Origin of the sequence: Anaplasma phagocytophilum str. Webster, assembly GCF_000964685.1 — a bacterium.
GTDB lineage: Bacteria > Pseudomonadota > Alphaproteobacteria > Rickettsiales > Anaplasmataceae > Anaplasma > Anaplasma phagocytophilum.
The window spans coordinates 78,987-105,974 of record NZ_LANS01000001.1; the positions used below are offsets into that span (position 1 = coordinate 78,987).

A 26,988-nucleotide genomic window follows, 5' to 3' on the forward strand; every position below is an offset into this window, starting at 1 on the left:
ATGTAGCAATGCGCTCGTTCACCTGCTGCAATAGTATTTTGATTCAGAGTAGCACCACCTATAATACGCCGTAATAGCATCCCAATACAGATGCAACGCGTTACCTCACAATGTCCTCGAGCAGTGCGTCCATGAAACCCGTACAATAGTCTTTTGCTGCAGGACAGTGCCATCTATAATAAGTCATAATCTCATATTCATGTGCGACACCTACTTCATAAGATGATGTGGCAATGAGCTCGTTCAGCTGCCGCAATAGTATTCTGATTCTGAGTAGCACTATATATGATACTACATAATAACATCCCAATATGGACGCAGCACGTTACTTCATCAGATCTCACGTAAAACAATGCGTTCCTAGCATAATTGCGCCCCAAGATATCTCCGTACCTTCACAAAAACCTATAGGGTAAACAAGATCCACACAGATAACCAGAGCTTCCGCTTACAGAAAAGCCCCTAACCCTCCTACAACTGCCGATAATCCAACCGCAGCAAGATCATGGAACCATCCTTCTAGCTGCCCTTTCTTTGAAGAAATCCTAGAATTCAGAAAAGATCTAGAACTTGAAGATGCATACTCAGCACTTACCGATAAGTCTAGGCTAACTTCGTCATGCCCTAAGCTGTATACCTTATTCAACGACCATAAAGCACTTAAGACATTCTTATAAGCAGGCGAGCAAACTTAAGAATATGCCTTACACGTCAATTACAAGCCAGACAATCTTACGTCTTGTGGCGTAAAAAGTATTCACTGCAGAAAATGTACGTGCTTTTGCTTATAGGAGAGTTCTACAGATAGTCCTTATACAGACAACCCGCTTTCTTCTATAGCAGAAATGGACAGCCACTACGCATTTACATTTATGGTTAAGGCTACGGCAGCCATATTACAAAAACTAAGCATCTCCGTTACCGTTAATCACGGCACTATGGAGATGCTTGTCAGGTACAGCTTTTAGTCACATCAATAAAAACACAACCTAAAATCTCACTTTCATACCGGCCAATATAACTTGACCTCTATTTACACCATCAGTAGCTACAGGATCTGTGACAACGGCAGATAACGCTGAGAAGTTGTGGTAGTTGGCAAAAATCATACTCTTAACTCTTGATGAATGCCCTGAAATATTGTACTCAGCTCCCAATGATACCTCGTTAAATATGTTGCCACTGTAGTTACTACCCCTATAAAACGCAGATACATATAGCCTGTCATATTCGTATCCAGCACCTGCTGTTAAGAAGTAGCTTCCACTCGTTCTGATAATTACTCTGTCTGCGGTATTTAAAACAAACTCACCAAGTCTATAGGAGTACATGTTATTGATATTATCTATTTGACCCAGATATCCGTAAGACGCAGCGAGCTTTACATTCTTGTATTTCAACATTCCACCAAGAACAATATTCTTAATGGTGTCCATTTTCGCAAATTCTATATCAGTACTATCCCGCAATAAGCGCGTTTTTCCTTTAGCATATTCAGTAACCACTGATAGCTTAAAATCCAAGTCGTTAAAAGATGAACTGTAAGTCATTCCGGCATTCACTATGTTCTCGTAAAGGGGAATGATAAACTTCTTTCTCGTGCCCCCTTCTTCCACTAGCGGAATTGAAAATTTGTTTTTAATTGCCCTATGAAATCGTGTGTAATCTTTAAAAACACGCATACGTGCGACTAATGATCTTTTAATAGCAGTATGTGCATCCAGTACTAGATCTTCTTCGTATCCGAACGGAGCATAACTCACCCCTAATCTTAGTCCAGCAAAATCAGGAGACAGGTATGTAAACCTTAGCGGTAGAGCATTAGTTAAATTCAGCGCATTATTAGCATCGATTGGCTTAGAAGCATTCCTTGAAAATCTGTTACCCCCATCAAAAAGGCTTTCACTGTATAACCCAGTAGATAAGTAGAATACATTTTCTAAATAAAGCTTCTTTAGCTCTATAGGTAATGCAGGTCTGCTCCTATGTAATACAGGTCTAACTTGATTCCCGTATTGCAAAGGAGCAAGGTCTTCTCCTATGCCTTTCGTTGATGCCGCTGTATTTCCAGGTAATGCAAGGTCCTCCTCTATCTCTGCCGTGAATACAGCTGCGTTTCTAGGTAACAATACAAGTCTTTTTTCATTGGTCAGACCTTCTAAAGGGTCATGTATGCCACGCAGGTTAACATATCGCATCCACGTATTGCTAATATCCCCAGCCCCAATGCTGAGAGCATCAACTCTCATTATAGAATCAATACCTACCTGATAGCCAAAACTAACTTCTCCAAAAGTGGTATTTACGTAAACCTTTGTCCCACGATTTCTTACTTGCTTAAAAGATGTATAGTCAGCCTTTTGAGTATATGGAACTTCTAACTCTATACTTCCACCATAACGTATCTTATAGTTGTCGTTTTTGCCTTCTGCTGTCACATACAGCATAGCGTCACTCGCAAAACCTTGCGCCCTTAAATTCTCGCTTTCGGGAAATAATTTCTCTTCTATTCCTTTTTTATGATAGTAAGAATCACGAAACGCAAACCATCCGTGCGATAACACTGAACCACCAATATCTATCACCGGAGACACGGTAATATAACGCCCAAGATTACTCTTATCTGTTACTCGTTTTACCGCTACTATGCCCTTTTCATCACTCAACACCTTGGACTGCTGTGCGGCCGATGATGCAAGAGCATCACTCATTCCGTAAAACATCATAAGCGACGCAAGAGTAGTAGATAAAGAAACCCTCGTCATTTTGTATTACCTGATTAAACGTTGAAGAACATGTTAACTGTACGAGCTATACTTAATAAGTGATAATATTTCTGTCAAGGATTTAATTGCGACAAGATGGAATTTTATTAGGAACAATACGAATTTATAATTTAGAATTATTTTTCATAACGTAGTAAAAGACAAATTCTTGCTGATAAATGAAGATTTTTTCCTATAGATTAGGAAATAAAGTACAAGTACAGATTTTGTGTTTTTAACTGATAAAAACCACTTCTGTAAAATTAAGAGAAGTTATTCTTTATGTATGTCCTATGGAACAAGACATCAGCATTTTATATGCTAGCACTGGTATATGATCTTGTGAACCCGCTTCAACAGAAATGTTTATCTTGCGCTATTTAGTTCGAGAACAAGATTTTTAGCATCTTTATGTAATTCTTAAAAACGTACTGCTATTTATCTGCACATACAAATCCTCATGCATGAGGTGCTAAATCGTTTAGTAGAGAAAACTTCACCCCTAAAAAACGGCTTTATCTTCTTGTTAGTAACTCCTTAACAGACCCTAAAGGATACCTAGAAATTTAGGTATGCATCTTAAAAATCAATATATAAGATCTATACAGAAAAATTGTCTGATATATCCACTATAGCTATAGAAAACTCTCTCAACTAGTATCAAGCAACTATCGGTTTACAGCTTTCTTTTTAACTTTTTCGAGTATTTCACGCACATGCTGGAGGCTCGCAGCATAGCTTCAACTTTATCACTTTGCACCTAAGTCAGTATTAAAGCCAAATGTTTTATATCCCATACCATCCGATAAAGCACATTACATAGAAATGTCGGCAAAAAACTTCAATCTTTACTTCAACTCTGAAAAGAACCCATTGCAACTTGAGCTACGCTGCCGCTAAAGTGTAGGTAGCATGTAAAAACTCTTTATAGCCCTACGCAAAGCATTGCAAAATTAGAAACTCCCTATAAAAATTTTAAGCATTACTAGAAGGAACGGGCGCATCATAGTCACTAATAAAAAATGCCATTACATCTAAACCCCTAAAAAACAATGTAGAATTTGCCAATATATTGCATCTATAGGCTAAGTTATTGCATAGATAACTTAGTCATCTAGTTCAAAATAAAACTAACCAAAGAGCTAAACAGATAAATATCCAATTTACGTATCTTCGTCGAAAAATCATTTCACGAGGAAAAAAGCAGATAAATTAACATCATCAAATAACAGTTCACTTCAGTATCTGCGTATAGAGCTTTTACTACGCACCTCAGAACCTAGTACGTTTGATTTCAAAATGGAATTCTAAAAATAAGAAAATTATAGTGATTTCTTCTTACGGAAGTGCAATAGCACCCTATTTCCTTAAGTAAACATATCATTCGAAGTAACAGAGCCAACTACCCTACACATTCCCAGTTAAACAACTCAATTTATTGAGTCATCATACAAATAGGCAAGACAAGGTCCACACCTTTTCGAGGACCACCCCACCTCTACAACATAACAAACCTTAGACTCTCCACAAAAAAAGGGGCGCCGTACCTCAGTACACGCCCCAATAAGAAGACTTGGCTAAATAAACCACAAGAGTATTCTTGCAACAACCCCTTGTTATTAAAACGCAAACTTCATTCCTAATAACGCCACAGCGCCATTATTAGTATTTGCACGCTCTCCACCTTCTTTCAATACAAACCCACTACTCTCAGTAGATTTGTACTCATGGATGTTGAATTTATGTTGCACAGAGAACATGTGACAATTTAGAAATACTTCTAAGCTCGTACTTCCCTTACTAAAAAGGTTATAACCGACTCCTACAACCAAATCCTTCAACGTATTCTCCCCATCCACAACGGAATCCAACTCATACTTCCCTGGGATCTTATGAGATACCGTAGCAGGCGGAATGTGCGTTAACCTACTCATAAAGTAAGCAACTGTAGCAGAGAAAGAACCAATCGTATAGGAAACCGCTGAAGTCACATAATGAGACGGCAAACCCTTCTTTTTCACATAAGGTACCTTATGTCTTACATCCTTTAATATGTACATTTTAGGACTACCAGACTTCCCAAGGTATCCACCGCCAACAGCAAACCGCAACCTACCCAAGTCTATTTCTAAGCCACTGGAAAACGCGGACAAATCATTGTAATCAGCTACATAAATTTCTTCCTTTCTTCTTCCTTCTGGCACTATATCCCTAGCCTTCTTCGGTCTTGCATACTCACCAGCAAGCGATAACCTAAACTTAGCAATATCGGCTAACTCGTACTCGTAATTCGCAGCACCGCTTACTATGTTTTTATATACCGGACCAGAATCAAAACGAGGAGGCACCACGGCAATCATTTTGCCAAACTTAACCCCCGTCTTCGCGAATAAATTTACTGTACCCAAGGAATCGAAACCAGCAATACCATCCCGTACAGTAAACTCTCCACCCTTGTACATATCATCCCGATATCCCGTTGGAGAGTAACTAAAACCAACAGACAAGCCACCCAACCTAGCAGACTCAAAAGAAAACCTCAGCGGCATAGAATTTAAGACATCCTTTGTCTTCGCAGAAACACCACTAACACCCCGTAAGTCTCTTGTAGACCGGAATAAATTCTCACTGTAAAGCCCTGGATACATGTGAAAAGGTACACCCTTCGCATACTTTAAAAAGCCACGCAAGTACCGACCCCAAGCGCTTCCATTTTCACCTGATAAGCCACCGAAGACATCCACCTTCATTTTTGACTCGACACCTTCCTGGTAACCAACAGAAAAATTTCCCAAGGAAGTATCAGCAAAAACCCTGCTCTCTATACCAGGCGCACCATGAAACACCATAGATCCACCAGAACCCGCAGGAACCATAAGGGAAAAATTTGCCCCATATTGGGTACCTAGCACATCACGACCCGTACGCAATCCAAGAGATAACATCGCATCATAGCTAGCTCCCCAAGAATCAAGACCATGCTCCAACGGCGAAGAAAAGACATCTCCAACTCCTGGATAACCATAACCCTTATAGCCCAACTTTGCGCCATACATTTCCAGCGCGAGCTTCTGACCTTCACTGTTACCTTGCCCTTTTACAGCCCGATCACTCAACAACCAGGCATAAGATAACACCTTACCCGTTACCGACGCACGCTCTCCTTCAAACCCCCCTCCAGAAGATGCAGCAACTACACCACCAGAGGACCCCAGGAGAAGCATCGCCATACTCACAACTACCAGAGAACCTCTCATACAAAACCTTCAAAAATCCACAAACACCCACACTCTTCTTAGAAGACCAGCTTCACACCTAAAGCCATCAAGCCAAAGTCATACTTCAAAGGCTTAACCATAGCACATCCATGATCCTTATAACCGACATCACGATGATATACATCACGAGTGTTATAGCGACAATAACGCTTTTCTACGAACCCCGTAGCAAAGCTGTAGCTCGCCGCTATCTTATGAAGCTGAGTAAAAAGCACGCAGCGCATACTCTCCCCCCTATACATCTCATAGCTCACCCTCAGTCCTAAATCACTCAGCCTAGCAAGCGTGAAATACCCACCCTTGTTGCTATAAAAATAAGAACCATCTATACGAAAAGAACCCACCTTATAACCAGCACCCATAGCGAGATAATATGAAGGCTTCAAAACGTTCCTAGCATCATTGCGCCCCCAAGATATATCCATACCTTCACCTTCCCAAGGGCCCATAGGGTAACCAGACCTACCTAGATAACCGTAGCTTCCTCCTGCAGAAAAACCCCTAACGCCCACAGCTGCCGACAATTCAACCGCAGCAAGATCATGGAACCATCCTTTTGGCTGCCCCTTCTTTGAAGAAATCCTAGAATTAAGGAAAGATCTAGAATTCGAAGATGCATACTCAGCACTTACCGATAAGTCTAGGCTAACTTCGTCATGCCCTAAGCTGTATACCTTATTCAACGACCATAAAGCACTTAAGACATTCTTATAAGCAGGCGAATAAACTAATGAGTTCCCTATAACCCTACTAAAGTTAACCCCCCCTTTTTTACCTTTCTCTTTGAAGACCTTATCGTACCACCACCCCCACAAAGTATCCTTAGCTCTCTTTCCCTCGATAGAACGCAAACTACCAAAAATACCTAAAGTATCCCCAGCTTTAGGCTTAGGACCTTCATATATAGCACTATCCTCCGGTAACCACGCGTTAGACAAATCGTCCGCATACCCTGTAGGAGAATAACTCACACCAAATTTCATTCCATACAAAGTAGGAGATTGATACGTAATCCTCAACGGTAAGTTATTGACGAAATACTTGCTATAGTGCTTACTATGCTCTTGAAGCCCATAATAGTCTAGATAGTTATTCGCACGGAACATACTCTCACTATAGAGACCAGGGTACAGCAGCGCAGAATTACTTAGCAACCACTGCCAAGCACCATTAGTAAAGAAGTCACCCTTTAACAAAGGCAACCTATACTTCAATAGAGTAGGATCCTTACCCCTGATAAAATCGTCGAAACCACCATTTCTTACGGACTCAATACCCTCCTGATATCCCAATGAGAACTTACCGTATGGAGTTAAGACATATGCCCTACTACCTCTGTTTATGAAGGCCTTTCCAACTTCAACCGCACTATTTACTTCTGGCACCATTACCTGAAAATCTGCACCATAAGCAGCGCCACTATCACTCAGATATTCAAAATTTACGTGACCTGATATATCACAATCTTCGCTCCAATCTAGATGCTTTTTTACATTCCCATCCACATCCAATGAATCACGTATTGTACCTATGATAGATCCTTCTTTAGGAAGACTCGGCAGCACTCCCCTGCCACCCCAGTTATAGAACAGCACTCTACCACTTAACGAAAAGCTATCATTTATTCTTCCTGCGCCATTATCTTCTGCAACAGAATATATATTCTTTTTTCCCTGTGCATCTGACGCCTCCACTTGCGTCAATCCAGCACCAAGAAACATGCCGCAATATACCGCGCACAACGCCACCCGGGCCTGCATAGTCATAACCTTAGAAAGCAATACATCCCGCAGGTTACATCATTTGAAATGTTAGTACAACCAAAAATGTACACCAATATTTAATATTATCGTATGATAGAAACTTCTGAGATGAACACGTATATGCATATATTGCATCAGAAAATTGAGCAAAAATACCAACTCTAAATTGTGTCTCTAAGATCAATAAGTAATGAAAATGTATACTTTTAAATACATATAAAAAACACCATAAAATCTAGTCAGTAGGACCTTTTCTTTCTTACAAGTATGCTCTCATAGATCTACTACTCACTATAGAACATACACCCTAAAATCACACACTCTGTACCTGCTTAGACACTATATATAGCCCCAAGCATGATAAAAATATTGAAAATCTACGATGGGCATGTTGGTAAATTTTATAGAAATTTTCCTATAACAGAGCTCATTGAATAGCACATAAATTGAATAACGTATAACTTGTGCATAGCCACAGCAATAAGGCTTCATTCACGCATCAACAGAAGACCCAGCCTTCATGCCAAAACGACTCGCACAAAAAAGACATGCTTCCATTGTCTAAAATACACGCAAGATTGCCGCTCTTAGGAGATCCACGCAAAAGACATCTAATGAAAAAGCTCACCCATGCAGCAGTATGTAAGAGAACAAATTCATTGCGCCTTTCAACGTGCACACACCTAAAAGCGATAGTAAAAATACCTATAGGCTACTCCACACCACAGAAGCTATTTACGCAACATATTCCAGAGTCGCCTATTTACCATAGTAACCAGCACAGTGCCCGCCATCAATGATACAACAACCTTAATGCCTAGCTTCTTTCTCGCCTCCATTTCAGGCTCAGCAGCCCACTGCAGGAAATTCACTACATCTCTCGCCATATTTTCAATACTGGCTTCAGTGCCGTCCATATAACCCACAAGGCCTTCTGAGAGCGGAGGCGCCATAGCTATTCTTCCAGCTGAAAAGACTGGATTTGCATATAAACCGTTCTCATCAGCATCTGCCCCCTGATAACTGGTAAGCAGTTTGTATACGTAATCAGGCCCACTGTGCCTTGCCTTTATCATCAATGATAAATCAGGAGGATTTGCACCATTATTAGCAGCAGCCGCAGCCTCCTTATTTGGAAAAGGACGAGGAAAGTAATCCGACGGTATACCAGGCCTTTCAAACATATCACCAGATTCATTAGGCCCATCAGTAACAGTGTATGAACCAGCTATCGCCTTCACTTCCGCCTCCGAGAAACCTACTTCTCGAAGATTACGAAAGGCAAGCCTTTTCATAGAGTGGCAACTCGAACACACCTCTCTATACACCTGATATCCCCGCTGCACCGCTGGTCGATCAAATGTCCCAAAAATTCCTGAAAATTTCCATTTCGGTACATCACCTCCAGGCACAACATGCCCACATACTGCACCTAAAGGCAGCAAACACACGAATATCCATAAAAAAGTCGACGCACGCATCATATCACTTCATCTCCGGCACAGTGTCACTTAGGGTACTAGGCAATTCTTTGCATTTTTCATATTTCGATAGCAAAGGCAAAACGATAGAAAAATACGAAAAGTAATAAAGTGTCGAAAGCCTACCCAGAGAAATAAAAGGCTCCTTTACCTCCTGACCACCTATCCACATCAAAAGACAAAAATTAAGCACAAAAATCCAATAGAAAACTTTAAAGACAGGGCGATATTTACCACTTTTGACTTCAGACCTATCTAAAAATGGCAGCAAAAACCACACCAATATCGAACCAAACATCGTTGCAACACCCAACAACTTATCAGGAATTGAGCGAAGCATTGCGTAAAACGGCAAGAAGTACCATTCTGGCACTATATGCTCCGGAGTAACCATAGGATCTGCCTCAATATAATTATCCGGATGCCCTAAATAATTTGGCGCATAAAATACAAATAAGTACAAAAATACAAAAAATAACCCAAAAGTTATACAATCCTTGATTATAAAATACGGCCATATAGGAATGGTATCACGCTTAGATTTCACCTCAACACCGCTAGGATTTCCAGAACCGAATCTGTGTAGAGCTATAACATGCAGCCCCGCCAAACCTATAAGCGTAAACGGCAATAAATAATGCAGCGCAAAAAACCTGTTCAGCGTAGGATTATCAACGGAGAATCCACCCCATAACCATCTAACAATCCCCTCACCTACCACAGGCACAGCTGAGAAAAGATTTGTAATTACAGTAGCTCCCCAAAAACTCATCTGCCCCCATGGTAGAACGTACCCCATGAATGCAGTAGCCATCATAACCAAAAAGATAATTATCCCCGCAAACCATACCAGCTCCCTAGGTTTCTTATATGACCCATAATAGAGCCCTCTGAAAATGTGTATATAAACAACAATAAAAAAAAAGGATGCCCCAACAGCATGCGTATACCTAACGAGCCAACCATAATGCACATCTCGCATTATGCGCTCCACACTATTAAAGGCATGATCAACATGCGGAGTATAGTGCATAGCTAAAAATATACCCGTAATCACCTGGATTATTAAGGCAATACCAGCCAATGACCCAAAATTCCAAGCATAGTTCAAATTCTTGGGCACCTGATAATTCGCCAATTCCCTGAAAAACGCACATACAGGAAGTCTGTACTCTATCCAGGCTAATACACCCTTGCCGCACTCAGCAGCGTTATTCTCGTTCTTTTGCATCTCTACCCCTACACAGCAGTACCCTTCTTGCCAATTACCATAGTACTATCATCTACAAAATGATAATCAGGTATTGGCAAATTTAAAGGCGCAGGCCCAGCCAAAATCCTCCCAGAAGTGTCATATTTCGAACCATGACACGGGCAATACCACCCCTTATCACCACTTTTAACCTCCGTAGGAACACACCCTAGATGAGTGCATATACCTACCATGACTAACCACTCTTCTTTCCCAACGAAAGTGCGCTGCTGATCAGTCTGAGGATCACGCAATCCAGATATATCTACAGCTCTAGCCTTTTCTATCTCTTCCTTCGTACGTCTTCGAACAAACACAGGCTTGCCCTGCCACTTAACAACCTTGGTGCTACCTTCTTTTATACTGGTTAAATCTACCTCAACTGTTGATTGGGCCATAACCTCGGCCGAAGGACTCAACGATCTGAATAAAGGATATAAAAAAGAAAAAATACCTATAAATGACATAAAAAGAGTGGTGAGCCCCAAAAAATCTCTCCTTTGTACTTCTCCAGCAAAACCTTCACTCTTACCAGAAGCAATATCATCATCAGCCATATCATTCCCCTTCACGCTAGTCAAATTTAAGCCTCATATTCTAATTCACATACTAGAACGCTGTGGAAAACAATCCACAAAAACAAACCCCGGCAGCAGCACTCACAAAATGTAAGCGAACTTAAGATTTAAATTATCACATATACCACAAAAATCACAGATTGCTCAACTGTTAGAACACACATTAATAAAGAGATGTACCAATAATAGTAAAGAGCATATAAATAAATGCATTTATATAAACTCAGTAACTAGGCTGATATGCTCAATAATAGCCTAATTGATACAAATACCATAATGAATCATGAATTCATAAGTCTTGAAGCTCTAGACATCTCATCTTCGACTGCCTTCAATATCTTTTGAGCAGCCTTACTCGTCAATGAACCTGATAAAATACGCCCCATAACTAATGAAGTAAAATGATCAGATACCCGAATACCGTACTTTATGTGTTCAGGAAAATTGTTATATGTTTCAATCCCACTAACCAATTTGCAATACCTGTTCTCTTCTTTTTCCAGTGCTTTACTCAGCTTCTTAGCCAATTTATTCCAGGAACGCATATATTCAGAAAATACAAACCTCATGGCATATGCAGCCAAAATGCAAAATACCAATAAAGTCACCCTAAAAGCCACATCTATAGACTTTGCAGTTTCAGGTTTAAGCAGATGTGACTCAGAAACCCACTTAGAAACCATCAAAGCAAACATCTTAACAATTGTCAGTACAAGCACTCCCCGATAAACCTTTATGCATGTCTGTTTGCTTTTTTCTACATTACAATTTGCAAACTCTACTAATCCCTGAGATATACCCAGATTGATTGTATTACCAAGGCAAAATAATGAAAAGTGGTCTTTCACCCGTCTTTCCAAAATCAATAACTTTATGCGATTGCCATCTAGCTCATTTCGTAACACCGCACACCTTTTCCGAATTTTGTCATGTGTATCACGCTTACCTGTTGAACATTTAATAACCAAAAAAAGCGCCGTTGCTAAACCCAAAATTGCCAAAATTTTGCCGATAATTTTCTTGCTACTCCCGCTCAACAGCCACATACCATCCCCCTTATCGTATGCAACCGTATCGCCAATCCGAGTTGCTTAGCGGCGTAACTATCAGTTCATGTAGCATAATTCAAGTCCAAAATTTCTCAAAATGTTGCGTACCAATCACTCATCACTGCGACTAAACAATATATGAACCAGTTTTCAAACTTGGCACTAAAGAATTATATGAACATCCTGGCAACAGACAGTATATACACCACAAAAACTCATTTTTTGCTCAAAACATGTGCAAGTACTAGCAAGAAAAATGAAGTTATTATGGTCATAGGTCCAGGAAACGTATCAAATCTCACGGAAAGCATCAATCCTACAATACCAGAGATTACAGAAAGAGCCATTGACACCATAACCATCTGAGCAGGAGTTCTAGAAAGTAACCTCGCTCCAGATGCTGGAATAATAAGAAATGCAGTAACGAGAAGAATACCAACTGAACGAGAAAATAAGACCACAGCAAGAGCAGACATGATCAAAATTTCCATCTTTATACGGCGCGGACTTATACCCGTAGATAGAAATAAATCATAGCTTATCGAAACAGATACCCAGTATTTCCACCTATAAATTATGACACATACCCCCACCAAGGAGATACATAACATCTGAACAAGCTCTCCGCTACTGATCATCAATATGTCACCGAAAAGAGAGTGTATTATACGCTCACCAGACGATGGTATAAATGACAAAAGAACCATACCAACCGACATCACAACACTCGTCATGATATTAAGAACGGCATCTATAGAATGCACCTTGTCTATAACGAAAGAGATAATAACCGCCAAAATTAATGCGACTACTAATACAGTAAATGACGCGTCCATTTGCAATACAGTAGCCACTCCCACCCCTAGCAATGAGGAATGAGCAATGCTGTCCCCCATGTAAGACAGCCTATTCCAAACCATCATAGATCCGAGCGGGGCCGTAACTATACTCGCTATCAGGATCGCGAAAACCCCATTGATAAAAAAGCTCTCCGAGATGATGTCAAGCATGACAACCTACAACTGAAAATAGAAATACAAGCTTCCCATTCTCCACAAGGAAAACCCTACATCACCCATTGCTACAGTACACACGAGAAGCACTTCAAGGACTATACGCACTAGCAGACCAACTCTCACACACAGCTTAGCCCGAAGTACGCACGTCTATACATAAGTAATACACACGACGCTATGCGGACACACCCGCTCCGCACTTACCTACAAACACAAAAGAACAAGCAGGGACATTCCTAACAAATGCCCCACCCCCTAACATCTAAGCAATTGCGAATAACCTATACGCAGCTATACGTATCTCATGCTTCAGACTCTGCCCTTTTTGAACGAGAAGATCACGAATCTTTGTTTGACCATCCATAACAAAAACCTGCTCTAATAGCACCATCTCCTCAAAGAACTTCTGCATTCTACCTTCTATGATCTTCTGCGCTACAGAATCAGGCTTTCCAAGAGCTTCGACCTGCCTCGCTACAAGCTCCCTCTCACGGTCAACAACATCACTACTCAATGTATCAATAGATAATGCCTCTGGCTTAGCAGCTACAATATGCATAGCAAGCTGTTTAGCAAAACTAGCCAATTCATCAGAATGAGGACCACCCTCCAATACTACTAGAGCAGCAGCCTTGCCCAAACCTTCGCTAACCATACCATGAACATAGCTTCCTATGACACCAGGACCACTTAATTTTACAAACCCAACACCACTCAGGACTACATTCTCTCCCAAAACAGCAGCAGCAGCCACTATCTCATCAGCAACACGAGACCCATCGTAGCTACTAGCAGAAAATCCCTCCAAATCCTCCACACCATAACCATAAAGCCCCCTTACAAGACCAAGAGCCAATGAGCGAAATTTCTCATTACGAGCAACGAAATCAGTCTCTGAACCCAATTTCAGTATCGCACCCACATCACCCTCAGCAAAAACCGCAACTAGCCCATCCGCAACATCTCTATGAGATTTCTTGTATGCCTTAGATAAACCCTTTTCTCTGAGATACTCTCTAGCCTTATCCATATCACCGGAACATGATTCAAGAGCCTCCTTACAGTCACCAATTCCCGCACCAGTTATCTGACGCAACTCTTTGATAACCTCAACATCAATTTTCATCTACATCACCTTAAAAATAAGCAGAAGCATCAGTACTATTCTTGCACAACGGCATCTTCACCGCCAGAGGCAGAAACAACAGACCCCCCGGCAACTACTTCAGCAGCACCTTTAGAAGCCTTACCACCCCCCTTATGAGCAGCAATAGACTTACCCTTTCCAGAATCAACTACGCTTCCATCCTTAGCTTGCCCTACCGATCCAGCAACACTAATTCCCGAACTCATCAAATCCGAGCGAATAGCTTCCAATATTGTATTGGACACAGCCCTACAGAAGAAATCTATAGACCTAATAGAATCATCATTACCCGGAATAGGATAATCAACACCCCTCGGATCCGAATTCGTATCCAAAACAGCAACAACAGGAATTTTCAGCTTATTAGCCTCTTGTATAGCTATGTGCTCCTTATTAGTGTCAATCACAAAGAGAATATGAGGCAATCCCCCCATTTCACGAATCCCACCTAAAGACCTCTCAAGCTTTTCTCTTTTCTTATCAAACATTAAGAGCTCTTTTTTTGTAAATTTAGCATCTGTATCATTTAACAGCTTCTCGAAGTCTAAAAGACGCCTAATCGAAGATGATACAGTCTCCCAGTTAGTAAGCATACCACCTAACCACCTGTGATTCACATAGTACTGCCCACAACGAGCCGCTTCCTCTGCAATAACATTCGATGCCTGAACTTTAGTACCTACAAAGAGCACCCTACCCCTTCTATGAACCACATCATACAGAACGCTCAGCGCATTCCGAAGAAGAACAGCAGTCTTCCTCAAATCTATTATGTGAATGTCTTTGTACCTATGTACGCCATATATGTACGGCGCCATAGCTGGATTCCAACGACCGGCCTTGTGCCCTAAATGCACCCCAGCTTCCATTAAATCACGTATGCTAAACTCTGGTATACTCCCCATAAGAAAACTCCTCAAACTACAATAGTTCAACCTCCACAGCACAACCTACGGCTAAGTAGGACCATTGCGCAGCTGTGTGCGAAATACAAGACTTACATACAAGCCTCAGCATGATGCTACCAGGCTACTGAAGCTTTATCAAGGAATATGTGTCAATTTGAAATATCCACTCAAGAGACAATACGTCTCATGCAACGGCAGACCTACTATAGAAGAATGCGAACCCTGCATCCATGAAATCAGCGCACCAGCCCAACCTTGTATACTATATCCACCAGCTTTTCCCTTCCATTCGCCGGAACGTATATAGCAATCTATCTCATCTTTGGATAAACGCTTAAATTTCACCACGCTGACTACACTACGTACACGCACATCCCCAGTAGGCGCACAAAGACAAACCGCAGTGCACACACGATGCCTCCTACCAGATATCATTTCAAGATACTCAGTAGCTTGAGCCTCATCATCTGTTTTCAACATTATCCTTCTGCCGCAATAGGCAACGGTATCCGCACCCAAGACAAACTTATCAGGCCTAGACGAAAAAACTTTGAGCGCCTTCTCCCGAGCAACACGCTCTGCATATAATCTAGGTAACTCACCTTTGTGCACAGACTCATCCAAATCAGGCGATATAACCTCACCAGGCACTATCATGAGTTGCTTCAATAGTCTAAGCCGATATTCAGAAGACGATGCCAGCACTAAACTATCCATCTTCAGCACTTCAATATACCTCTCAGTCTTTATTCCTCAGCCTACTAACCACTCTACCCTTTCCTAGCCCGTTCTTGTTGACGCCATAAGAACTAACTTCAACCATTACCCTATCGTGCATAAGAATACGTATTTTACTCTTGCGTATACGACCAGAAGCGTGCGCCATAATCTCATAACCGTCATTCAATTTGACGATAAACACGGCATCACGTAGTAACTTAGTTACTACACCTTCGACCCTTGCAACTCCCTCCTTAACTTTCAACTCTCAACCAGAAAAACCAACATGGCCGTCATTGTAAGATATACATGTATCCATTGCAATTAGTTTCAAATTCCCCATTAAGTATTACATTCAACTATTTGCGCACCATCCAACGCATATTCATGGCCCCGTACAATTAACTTTACCGAATCTTCATGAATACCAGAAACCCATATATATCCCTCGTCATCATCTACTATTGAGACATCCAGAACCCTAATTATCCCCCTATCATCCAGCACTTTAACACCAAGATTACCCTTAGCACTTACACTAAGAGAGGAAGAAGGTATTCGACAAGCCTTCTCTCTCCTAATAACGAATTCAACCTGAGCAAACATACCCTCAGTAATCTCAAAAACACCCTGAGGCTCTATTATAATCTCCAATTTATATGACTTAGTCTCAGGCGAAACCACCTTACTAACGAAGCTCACTTTACCCGACGATACAACACCAGTACGCCCCAGCTTCACCTTAACGCTATCACCTGGTTTAATATACGCCACATCCCTTTCAGGGACATACGTTACCACTTTGAGGTTATCAAAATTCAAAACCCTAGCAACAGTCTGCCCAACACTAACCATAGATCCGACTTGAGGCAAAATCTCATCCACAATACCCGCAAACGGCGCCTTTACTGTAGCGCTATCAAGTGCCAACTTCGCGTTCTTATAATTAACCTCCGCCTCTCTCAACGCAACAAGCGCAGCATGATCATGAACTTGAGACCTATACCCCTCAGCGCCCAGAGACTCCGAAACACCACGCTCAAGTCGCCTTTGCTCAAGCAGTACCCTAGCTTGCTCTAACCGCTCTAACTTACCCCTGGCATCTATTCTTAAGATAACTTGATCTTTATCAACAGCACTCCCATTACTAAGCAGCACCTCTTCAACCCTTCCATCGGCTTCAGAGATAATATCAACAGCACGCGCAGCGGCCACATTAGCAGAGAAAACTCTCTTGACCTCATGCACCGCAGCATCGAACTCTAATACATCGATAAGAGAACAAATATCAGCTCTGCCATCAAAAATAGGGCCCTGAGATGTCTTCCTGCTAATTAATATACCGCTAGTAAACCATAACACACAGCCCACAACTAACAGTGCCGCAACTGCATATCTCCTACGCAGTGTAAATGGACCCACCTCAACCTCTAGCGCTTATGAGACACAACCTCGCATGCATCTCTAAATACTTCATTCACATCCGGATGCGAATGACAAATATGGCAGATATCTTTAGCAGTCGCTCTATAACCCAACGCAACAGCAGCTTCATTAATCATAGTGTCAGCATGCGCACCTACTATATGCACACCCAAAATCACATCAGTCTCCTTGCACGCTATCACCTTGACAAAACCATCACTATCGCATGCAACCCTAGCCCTACCATTGGCAGCAAAGCTGCTCTTACCAACCTTATATTTGTAGTTTACGCTCTTAAGACTCTCTTCACCCCTACCTACAGAAGCCGCAGCAGGATGCGTATATATAACCGCAGGAATCACCCCATAGTCAACTTGCGTCACGTTACCAGCAATTAATTCAGCAACTGCATGCCCCTCTATTTCCGCCTTGTGAGCAAGCATAGCACCACCAATAACATCTCCTATCGCGTAAATCCCCTTTATACTGGTTTCATACCTATTGTTAACACATACGAAACCTCGGTTATCGAGCAACAGCCCATCCATAGCAACAACCCCGGTAATACTAGGACTTCTACCTACAGCCACCAGAACTTTATCCACTTCCATGGAAGCCATAGCACCATTAACTACAGATTCACAATTAACCAACAACCCTGTATTTCCCTTGGCAACAGATACTACCTTCTGAGCCAAATTAAATTTGATACCCTGCTTCTCCAGAAAACCCTGTAACGCCTTGCTTATGTCTGCATCAAATCCAGAAGCTATTTTATCAGCATACTCTACTACCGTCACTTCGGAGCCTAACCTACTCCATATGGAAGACATCTCAAGCCCTATGGCGCCGCCTCCTATCACCAGTAGCCTCTTCGGGACATCCATGCTTAGCGCCCCGTCCGAAAATATAACTGAATCCCCATCAACATCTATCCCCGGCAAAGAAGTAGGAGTAGACCCCGTAGCCAGCACTACGTTTCTCGCTAATACCTGCCCCAGAGAACCATCTTGATTCGAAAGCACGACTTCAAAGAAATCTCCTTTCTTTCCTGCTATCTTGGCTTCAGCACGTAACTTATGAACTCCAGCTGCAGAAAAGAGGCCATCTATGCCCGAACTCAGCACAGCTATTTCATTATCCCTAACCTCAAACATCTTTTTGAGATCAAACGCCACATCCTTGGCCATAACTCCCAGTTTAGGAAAGAGATCTTTCGCGGAGTGAAACTTGTAAGAATACTCCAACATAGCCTTTGAAGGAATACACCCAACCCTAAGACAGGTACCGCCCCATTGCGAATTCTTATCTATACAAACAACACTCAATCCCAATTTGGCAGCCTTTATAGCGCATTTATACCCCCCAGGACCTGCACCTATTACGGCAACATCGTAGTTACTGCTACCCATAAAACACCTATGAAACAATCACAAATCCCATCTTACCAGCAGCGACATATATCGAAGCATCAGCCTTAATAGGATAACGCAGGCTTTGCGCCCCAGAGATCATATAGGACTCCTCTATTACTCCTGAAAAGGCATTAACACCTACAAGATAACCTTCCATACTCAAGAGCCACAACTTCCCGCTGACCATAACGGGCGCCCTCCACCGCAAGCATTTCTTCTTACCAAACTTACCTAGAGACAATTTCCAAAGTCTTACCTTGCTATCTACATCATATGCAAGCAACTCACCAGTATCTGTCACTACGAAAAGCGTCTCCTCATCCTCTTTTGAGAGACTGAGAACACCAAGATCCTCAGACCACGTAATTTTCCCCGTTTCCAAATCTATACTTGATAAAGCACCGGAATCATCTACTACAAAAACCTCCGAACCTGCAACTACCGGTGTGATCTCTATACTACCTATTGAACCCATGCTCCTGCGCCTGAGTTCACTCTCCCACATCTTATCTCCACTGTATGAATCTAAGCATAACACCCTACCATCTGGTAAAACTACAATAACATAGTGTTTACCTGAGGAATATGCCACCGATAAATCACTCTTTACGCGCACCTGTACCGAGCTTTCTTCCCGATGCCATAACAGCCCCCCTGTTTCGACATCAAAAACACATAGATACCCATCTATTGTCATAAAAGCCACAGACTGCCCTTCATTCAACAGCACTAGATTGCCACTAATAAAATTTCGAAGAGTACTACTCCACTTCACCTGCCCCGTACTAGGATCTAACCCGTACAGCACGTTATCAATCGCACACAGAATAACTCCTCTAGAATGTATCAAACTCGAGGAATATACAGAACGCCTCCCCCCAGCTAGTGCTACATACCATAATACCTTACTAGTATCACCGCTATTCAATGCTGTGAGCCTACCCTGATCGTCCAGAGTTACAATCACATCAGAAACATCACCTGGAACAATAGTTAAGCTGGTAGAGATACCCCTAATCGTTTTTACCTTAGAGAATGTCCCATCGACATCTGAAGATCCTGAAGAACGCCCGAATAAACCTCGGCTATTCTCAGAAATAACCGTTAATACAGAAGTACTTGCAAATACCACAGTACTCTGCCATACAACAACCAAAGTAACAAATACAGCCGCTAGCAAACGCATAGTAACTACAACACGTAAAAAACACGGTTCATAATCGTGCAACTACCCGAAAAAATCAACCTATTATTTACGCCATAAATCCAGTTAAAAAGTTCACTGCTCCCTATATAAGCATTAGAGGCATTGGTACTGCACTTAGAGGTAATCAAGCTTCCTAACACTCCACAATATGCCTAGCGCATGCGTGTGCACTATTCCCTTAATCATCCCTCAACATAGGAATCAGTGATACTGCCCCTGAATTTAAGAGATTAACAAACTTCCTGTATCCCACTACATGCTTTGCGTAAGAAATACTCCCTGAGTAAGTATACCCTTTTTGCATGCTCATGCCTCAATATCAGGATCAGTGCTGCACAACAAATTTGTAAATGCGGCAGAGTTGTCAACTGTGCACCAATGCAATGCTTCTTTAGTAATAAGACATATGCAGCTTCACACTTGTGATATTGTAGGTATAATCCTTGAACAAGTGATTCTATACATTGGTATTATAAATGCAAAAAGTGGCTATAGTTGGGTTACCCAATGTAGGGAAATCTACTTTATTTAACCGTCTAACAAGAAGGAAATCTGCAATAGTCAGCGATATAGCTCATGTTACTCGTGATAGAAAAGAAGCCTTAGTAGACTTTTGTGGACTGCGGTTTATAGCCATAGATACAGGCGGCGTTGCGGACGGAGGTGAAATACAGTCATTAGTAAAAACGCAGGTGCAACTCGCACTTGAAAATGCCGACGTTGTGCTATTTGTGATAGATGCCCAACGCGCTACAGATTCCCACAGCACATCTCTAGGCAAATGGCTAAGCAAGATAACTAACAAACCCATAATCTTAGTAGCTAATAAATGTGAAAGTAATAAAAACAATGTCCACGTGGATACAATGGAATATCTAGGGTTCCTTGGACCTGTGTACATATCTGCAGAACATAACTTGGGCATGGCAGATTTATATGAAGCTATTGCCCCATTAATAGAACAGAGTGAAAGGCCTAAAAAAGACCAAGATCGCCCAATAGCAATTTCTATAATAGGCCAGCCTAATGTGGGGAAGTCAACATTTGTGAACAGTATTTTAGGCGAAGAGAGAGTAATAACAAGTGGTATAGCAGGCACTACTCGTGATTCCATAAGCGCTGAATATTCTTATAAGGGCATCACGCTACTGTTGACTGATACTGCAGGCATTCGCAAGCGTACAAAAGTAACTGAGAACATGGAGAAACTTTCCGTACAGTCTGCAATCCATGCATTATCAAAATCACATGTAGTAATATTAATAGTAGACTTCACACAAGGCATCAGCCAACAGGATCTCTCCATAGCAAGCACCGCAATAAAAGACGGAAAAGGTATTGTTTTGGCGCTAAATAAAGCTGACCTTGTAAACGATAAAGCCGCAGAAGACGCAATCTTAAACGCAATACGGCAGTACAGCAGAGTCGACTTTGATGTTCCTATCATGAAGATGTCCGCACTAGAAAATATTGGATGCGATAAGGTTCTAAGTAAGGCTGTAAAAATATATGAGTCCGCAAGCACACACATAAGTACTTCGAAACTTAATAAGTGGCTTGGTACAGCTATAGACTACCACCCTCCACATTTGCAAAATAAGAAAAAAGTCAGGCTAAAATACATATCGCAAGTTAGCACACTGCCCCCCACCTTCGTAATAGCTACAAACAGTACAGAGGTGGAAAGTACTTATCAAACGTATCTGAAAAACAGCTTCCTAAAACATTTTTCCATGCAAGGTGTCCCCATAAGGATGATTTTCAAGAAGGGTAACAATCCCTATATCTCCAAAGACTAGCGCCAAATCTGGCAATCTTATCGGCGGTTTCAAGCTACATGTCCTATAACTTCGCAACAACAGGCCCTCACAATACGCAATTTGGATTGCAATCCCTCGGTATAACTAGCTATTTCTGGTGATCAAGGAGCACCCTGTCATATCACTAGGCTGAGGTATATTCATAAGATCGAGAACGGTCGGAGCAACATCACACAGCCTACCATCCGACAAGCTTATATCACCATCAGCGTTGCATACCACAAACGGAACCATACTTGATGTATGTGCAGTAAATGGTGAATCATTTTGCACATCAAACATCTTCTCAGCATTTCCATGGTCAGCAGTTATCAGCATAACAGCTCCCGCGTTTACTGCAGCATAAAACACCCTCTGTAAGCAACTATCTACAGTAGTAACCGCTTTTTTAGCTGCTTCCATATTACCGGTATGCCCAACCATGTCAGCGTTTGCATAATTAACCACCGTCAATGCATATTGCTGAGAATTTATGCGCTCTACCAACGAATCAGTTATCTCCACAGCTGACATTTCAGGCTTCAAGTCATACGTACTAACATCAGGCGACGGTATTATTATCCTATCTTCCCCTGTAAAAGGCTCTTCCCTACCCCCGTTAAAAAAGAACGTTACGTGAGCAAACTTCTCAGTTTCAGCAATACGCAGCTGCTTAAGCCCGCGCTCGGAAATAACCTCACCTAAACTTCTATGTATCTCTCTAGGAGGAAATAGACTAGCAATACGCATCTTCTCCGAGTACTGCCGCATACCCAGCACGTTACTGACCTCTGGAAACCTATGCAACAACATACCTAGCAATTGCAAGACACGGTCATTCCGGAAGTTAGTGAATAATACACCATCCTCCGCACCCATACCATCATAATCGCCTATGACCGTAGGTACCATAAACTCATCAGTAACTCCACTATTGTAGCTTTTTTCTAAAGCCTCCATTGCACTGCCGCTTCTCGGCCCTGTAGCATACGCTATTGCATCATAAGCTTTACATGTCCTATCCAGGCGATTATCCCTATCCATAGCATAGTAACGCCCTGCAACAGTAGCAATTTCGGCATTTAAGTGCTCAATTTTAGCGTTCAGCATACCGATATACTTCTCAGCAGAACGCGGTGGAACATCCCTACCATCTAGAATTACATGTATAAAAACCTTGATGCCAAATCCGGTGATAACCTCAATAATGGTTTCCATGTGCGCCTGAAGAGAATGCACTCCACCATCAGAAAGCAGACCAATCATGTGGCATACCCCACCCTTCGCCTGTATATCGCGCACAAAGTCCAACAATTTAGGATTCTTGTGAACCTCATTAATCTCAAGATTAATTCTCAACAGATCCTGAAGCACTATCCTGCCGCATCCTATACTTATGTGCCCTACTTCTGAATTCCCGACCTGACCTGAAGGCAATCCGACATCCGTTCCACTAGCAGACAAACTACTCATAGGACAGCATGAAACCGCAGTGTCCCAGAATGGCGTATACGCCGCATGAATAGCATCATAACGACCACCACTACCATTACCCCATCCGTCAAGTATACAGAGTACTACGTTGCTCCCAGACATACGCTACCGCGTTGCTCAATGAAAGTGCGATTTTACCTATGTGATTTATGGTAGTAAACAACTATCGTATATACTCGAAATAATTCATAAAAATAATACGAATGCACGCGCATTTAACTTCCAAAATCATATTGAAAAAATCGATGTCACCGCAGAGCTCATACATTTTCCAACGATATGCCGATAAACGTCCAGATCACCATAATAAAGTGAGCTAAAGCCTTCATCTCTGCTTGCTTTCTGGCCCAGTTGCTACGATAAGTTACCCTGATAAAGACAACGCACCAATACTCCAAAATATGTTACATACGGATAGTAACTATCGGTAGCGTGCCCGTTTACTAGGTTGTTCGTCTTCATCGTCGTCAGGCGTTTGTGATCTATGAGTGCTAACTTGTGCTTCTTCCAGCATAGAACTAGCACCTCCCAATCCTGATGCTGAAGGTTGATCCCACGAATAAGGCATAATCCCTTGATCCTGAGGTGGCACATAGGGAGCTTGTGATCTTCCCATTCCAGTACTAGTACCTCCTAGCCCAGATGTTGAGAATGGGCTAGATGGATAAGGAACATTCTCTAGGACACGTAGTAGAATATGAGGGGGGGGGGGAACGAGTTGAGCTCCCTGTCCGGCAGTACCTCCCAATCCTGATGTTGAAGGTTGACTAGGCGAACCACCAGTCTGCTCAACAACATTGCAATATTTTCCGTATTCCCTTTCGCAAATTTCCATCATTTCTGACAGATATCTCAATGCAGCATCACGCAACTTGACTTCTGCCCCTGGATTTAATAGCAGATCTGCTCCAAGATGTTGTTCAAGATACCCATAAACAGAGCGCATGTCCACGTACATTTTGCGTACTTTATATGATGCAAGGCTCCTTGATGCAAGGTTCCTTCTTGTGCTAGGTAAAGTAAGTAAAATTTTAAGACAATGCTCAATTATAGCCGCACTAGCATGCTCTGTATTACCCGTGGAAGCGTATCCTCTGTACATTAGGAATAAAGCACCAATCGAATGAACTAAAGCACCCACATATCCTTCTAGCTTGCAATATTTAGTGGCGGGCCTAGCTTCTACATCATGTCCCCTTAAATGGTGTACAAGACCCGTTTTCGCTTTTTTAGCGATAGCAAGATGCCGCTGTGCACTCTCGTCATCACTCACCATCTCTTCACATTTGGCCGAGGTAGCCTCCATAGCATTAAGAATCCTTTTTAAGCTACGCTCTGTACAAACACGGACACTATGCAGCGTGTCATTACCAAATAACTCAGCAACCTTACTACAAAGCTCTATGTTATGCCTCACCACACGTAGAATAGCCTTTCTACGCTTAGTTTCCTCAGGACCCGGAGAATAATTTAAACATCTGCTTAAAGCTGAAAATTGTACATTTACATGTGTACTTAAAGCCAGGGCAGCTCGAAACGTACTACTATCATCTCTCGCACCCGCTACACTAACAGACCGCGCGACAAGATCTCTAATACAGCAGTTTACTATGGCAATAGAATTAACCAGAATACCACATACCTTGGCTATTTGTAGGTGTGCCCCACGCCCGATAAAGCCTGGGTCCATGAACAGTACCACATTTCGGTTGCAGGATGCTGTAGCACAGCCATACAGCGTATCACACAAATTATAGGCTAATTCACACAATACCCGCTCTTGTGCTGTAGCTCCTGCACTCGAAACACTCTCTGCAGCTAAATCGCGTTCTATTAAATCGCGTTCAATACTTTCAATCCTACGAGCATTCTCTTCAAACGCACTATCTAACCCGCGGATTTCGTCAAATGTACTGCGCAATTCCAACATACATTCATGCACAGCCGTCAGACATGCTGCATATGTCATCTTCGAAGAGGTTATGGCAGCACATGTCTCATCTCTATATTCCTTAGAAGAGAGACCACTGTAGGCATATCCAGACATAGCTGGAGTAGTGAATATACGAGGCGTATGCATCTCATTAACCACTAAACAACTTCACACTCTAAAAGTATAACACACTGGCTATACGCAGCTCAACATTATTACGTTTTTAACTAATAGTAATACCTATAGGATTGGTTTTGATGCGTACCATCACCTGTAATAGTGCCATGCAAATGTAGTTATTGAAGATTATGCTCTTCAAGCCTGTGGACTAGGTCCGCAATTTCCCCACGAGGAGTTCGTGATCTATGCGCAGTAACTTGTGCCCCCTCGAGTTCAGAACTAGTAGTTACTGATGTTGAAGCTGATCTTGAGACTGATGTCTGAGTTGATGTTGAGGGTTGACTAGGTGAACCTTCAGCCCGTTCAACAACATTGGGGCATCCACCATTAAGCGCCCGCCAAATATTCATCATTGCTGCAAGATATCGCAATGCTGCACTGCGCCATTTAATTTCTTGCTGTGGATTTAATAGTAGATCTGGTGTAATACATGCTCCTATCTCCTCATAGACAGAATATATTTCCGAGTATATTTTGCGTGCTCTATGTTCTGCAGCTCTCGATCTTTGTACGTTATGTAGATTAAGCAAAATTCGAAGGCAACTCTCAATGCTGATTGCAACAGTATAATCTGTATTACCCGTGGAAGCGTATCCTCTGTACATTAAGAATAAACAACCAATTGCCTGCACAAAAGCAGCAGCATACCCTTCCTTCCTGAGACGTCTATCACTAACGCTAACTGCTAAGCCTATATATGTCTTTGAATAGTACACAAAACTTGCTCTCGCTCTCTTAGCAATCGCTAAACGCAGACGTCCCCTCTCGTCATTACGTATAATCTCTTCGCATGCAGTCGCGCTAGACTCCACTGCATTAAGAATCTTGTTCAAGCAACTCCCTGTACGATTACGGAAACAACGCGGTACGTCCTTATCAACTAACTCAGCAACCTTATTGCAAAGCTCTATGTTATGCCACACCATAAACAAAATCGCCTTTTTGCGCTTTGTATCTTCAGAAGACAAAGAAGAACTTGAGCATCTGCTTAAAGCTGACGATTTTACATTTACGTATGCACTTAAAGCTAAGACGGCATTAAACACATTATCCGCGTCACTCTCACCCATCGTACTAACAGAGGGTGTAGTAGCAGTCCTAGCACAGCAGTGTACTATAGAAATAACATTTACTAGGATACTACATGCATTAGCTATTTGTAGATGTACTCTACGCTTGATAAAGTCTGAGTCCATGAAGAGGGCCTCTCTTTTGTTGCACGATGCTGTAGCACAGCCATACAGAGCATCGTACAGACGATGGACTATGCCGTACAACACCCTCTCTCGCACTATAGATTCTGCGCTCGAAGTACTCTCTGCATCTATGTAGCGTACAAGACTCTCCATCCTACTAACATTCGCCACAAACGCACTATCTACCCATCTAATCTTGTAAAATATCCCGCGTAATTCCGATGCATATACCGCCACAGCCCTCATACATTCATCATACGGCATGGCACCAGAAATTATGGAATTACGTATAATATCTCTATACGCCGTAGAGGAGATACCACTGTAGACATATCCAGACATAACGGGACTAGTAAAGATACTGGGAGTATGCATCTCATTA

General features: G+C 42.0%; 20 protein-coding genes. 1 reads left to right on the forward strand and 19 read right to left on the reverse strand.

Annotation, left to right across the window (positions count from 1 at the left end; translation table 11 throughout):
* Window positions 1-448: 448 nt before the first annotated feature.
* The 16 genes from APHWEB_RS00290 to APHWEB_RS00370 form a co-directional block, all read right to left on the reverse strand.
* Entirely contained in the window at window positions 449-646 is a 198-nt protein-coding gene (locus tag APHWEB_RS00290; protein WP_011450535.1) for a hypothetical protein, read from the reverse strand.
* Between the two features lie 343 nt (window positions 647-989).
* On the reverse strand, window positions 990-2,765 hold the full coding sequence (locus tag APHWEB_RS00295; RefSeq protein ID WP_020849270.1) for a porin: 1,776 nt from the start codon (window positions 2,763-2,765) through the stop codon (window positions 990-992).
* A 1,619-nt stretch (window positions 2,766-4,384) separates the two neighbouring features.
* Window positions 4,385-6,022, reverse strand: coding sequence for an APH_0405 family surface protein Asp55 (locus APHWEB_RS00300; protein WP_020848855.1), 1,638 nt, complete (start codon window positions 6,020-6,022; stop codon window positions 4,385-4,387).
* Window positions 6,023-6,060: 38 nt separating this feature from the next.
* Window positions 6,061-7,791, reverse strand: coding sequence for an APH_0404 family surface protein Asp62 (locus APHWEB_RS00305; protein WP_155237397.1), 1,731 nt, complete (start codon window positions 7,789-7,791; stop codon window positions 6,061-6,063).
* Window positions 7,792-8,537: 746 nt separating this feature from the next.
* Entirely contained in the window at window positions 8,538-9,290 is a 753-nt protein-coding gene (locus tag APHWEB_RS00315) for a cytochrome c1 (RefSeq protein ID WP_020849268.1), read from the reverse strand.
* Window position 9,291: 1 nt separating this feature from the next.
* On the reverse strand, window positions 9,292-10,518 hold the full coding sequence (locus APHWEB_RS00320) for a cytochrome b (protein WP_011450530.1): 1,227 nt from the start codon (window positions 10,516-10,518) through the stop codon (window positions 9,292-9,294).
* An 8-nt stretch (window positions 10,519-10,526) separates the two neighbouring features.
* Window positions 10,527-11,096 (reverse strand): ubiquinol-cytochrome c reductase iron-sulfur subunit, encoded by a 570-nt coding sequence (gene petA, locus APHWEB_RS00325; protein ID WP_011450529.1) that lies wholly within the window; start codon window positions 11,094-11,096, stop codon window positions 10,527-10,529.
* A gap of 302 nt (window positions 11,097-11,398) precedes the next feature.
* Window positions 11,399-12,163: a hypothetical protein gene (locus APHWEB_RS00330; RefSeq protein WP_011450528.1), complete on the reverse strand. Its 765-nt coding sequence runs from the start codon at window positions 12,161-12,163 to the stop codon at window positions 11,399-11,401.
* Between the two features lie 218 nt (window positions 12,164-12,381).
* Window positions 12,382-13,176, reverse strand: coding sequence for a metal ABC transporter permease (locus APHWEB_RS00335; RefSeq protein WP_011450527.1), 795 nt, complete (start codon window positions 13,174-13,176; stop codon window positions 12,382-12,384).
* Between the two features lie 268 nt (window positions 13,177-13,444).
* On the reverse strand, window positions 13,445-14,308 hold the full coding sequence (gene tsf / locus APHWEB_RS00340; RefSeq protein ID WP_011450526.1) for a translation elongation factor Ts: 864 nt from the start codon (window positions 14,306-14,308) through the stop codon (window positions 13,445-13,447).
* A 35-nt stretch (window positions 14,309-14,343) separates the two neighbouring features.
* Window positions 14,344-15,234 (reverse strand): 30S ribosomal protein S2, encoded by an 891-nt coding sequence (gene rpsB, locus APHWEB_RS00345; RefSeq protein ID WP_011450525.1) that lies wholly within the window; start codon window positions 15,232-15,234, stop codon window positions 14,344-14,346.
* Window positions 15,235-15,372: 138 nt separating this feature from the next.
* Complete coding sequence (locus APHWEB_RS00350; RefSeq protein WP_020849267.1) at window positions 15,373-15,963, reverse strand: Maf family nucleotide pyrophosphatase; 591 nt, start codon at window positions 15,961-15,963, stop codon at window positions 15,373-15,375.
* Between the two features lie 13 nt (window positions 15,964-15,976).
* Entirely contained in the window at window positions 15,977-16,222 is a 246-nt protein-coding gene (gene infA / locus APHWEB_RS00355; RefSeq protein ID WP_011450523.1) for a translation initiation factor IF-1, read from the reverse strand.
* A 77-nt stretch (window positions 16,223-16,299) separates the two neighbouring features.
* Complete coding sequence (locus APHWEB_RS00360) at window positions 16,300-17,379, reverse strand: efflux RND transporter periplasmic adaptor subunit (RefSeq protein WP_020849266.1); 1,080 nt, start codon at window positions 17,377-17,379, stop codon at window positions 16,300-16,302.
* Between the two features lie 8 nt (window positions 17,380-17,387).
* Window positions 17,388-18,794 carry a dihydrolipoyl dehydrogenase gene (gene lpdA, locus APHWEB_RS00365; RefSeq protein ID WP_011450521.1) on the reverse strand — a complete coding sequence of 469 codons (1,407 nt, stop codon included), beginning with the start codon at window positions 18,792-18,794 and terminating at the stop codon, window positions 17,388-17,390.
* Between the two features lie 7 nt (window positions 18,795-18,801).
* Window positions 18,802-19,983, reverse strand: a complete 1,182-nt coding sequence (locus APHWEB_RS00370) for a PQQ-binding-like beta-propeller repeat protein (RefSeq protein ID WP_020849265.1) — start codon at window positions 19,981-19,983, stop codon at window positions 18,802-18,804.
* A gap of 497 nt (window positions 19,984-20,480) precedes the next feature.
* Between APHWEB_RS00370 and der the strand changes: the two genes are divergently transcribed.
* Window positions 20,481-21,803 (forward strand): ribosome biogenesis GTPase Der, encoded by a 1,323-nt coding sequence (gene der / locus APHWEB_RS00375; protein ID WP_011450518.1) that lies wholly within the window; start codon window positions 20,481-20,483, stop codon window positions 21,801-21,803.
* A 105-nt stretch (window positions 21,804-21,908) separates the two neighbouring features.
* Here the strand turns inward: der and gpmI are convergent, their stop codons facing one another.
* From gpmI to APHWEB_RS00390, 3 genes are all read right to left on the reverse strand, one after another.
* The gene (gpmI, locus tag APHWEB_RS00380) at window positions 21,909-23,399 is read right to left on the reverse strand and encodes a 2,3-bisphosphoglycerate-independent phosphoglycerate mutase (protein ID WP_011450517.1); all 1,491 of its coding nucleotides are present in this window, start codon (window positions 23,397-23,399) and stop codon (window positions 21,909-21,911) included.
* A gap of 319 nt (window positions 23,400-23,718) precedes the next feature.
* Window positions 23,719-25,377 carry an HGE-14 family type IV secretion system effector gene (locus APHWEB_RS00385; RefSeq protein WP_133121370.1) on the reverse strand — a complete coding sequence of 553 codons (1,659 nt, stop codon included), beginning with the start codon at window positions 25,375-25,377 and terminating at the stop codon, window positions 23,719-23,721.
* 149 nt (window positions 25,378-25,526) lie between these two features.
* The gene (locus APHWEB_RS00390) at window positions 25,527-26,981 is read right to left on the reverse strand and encodes an HGE-14 family type IV secretion system effector (RefSeq protein ID WP_020849263.1); all 1,455 of its coding nucleotides are present in this window, start codon (window positions 26,979-26,981) and stop codon (window positions 25,527-25,529) included.
* Window positions 26,982-26,988: the final 7 nt, after the last annotated feature.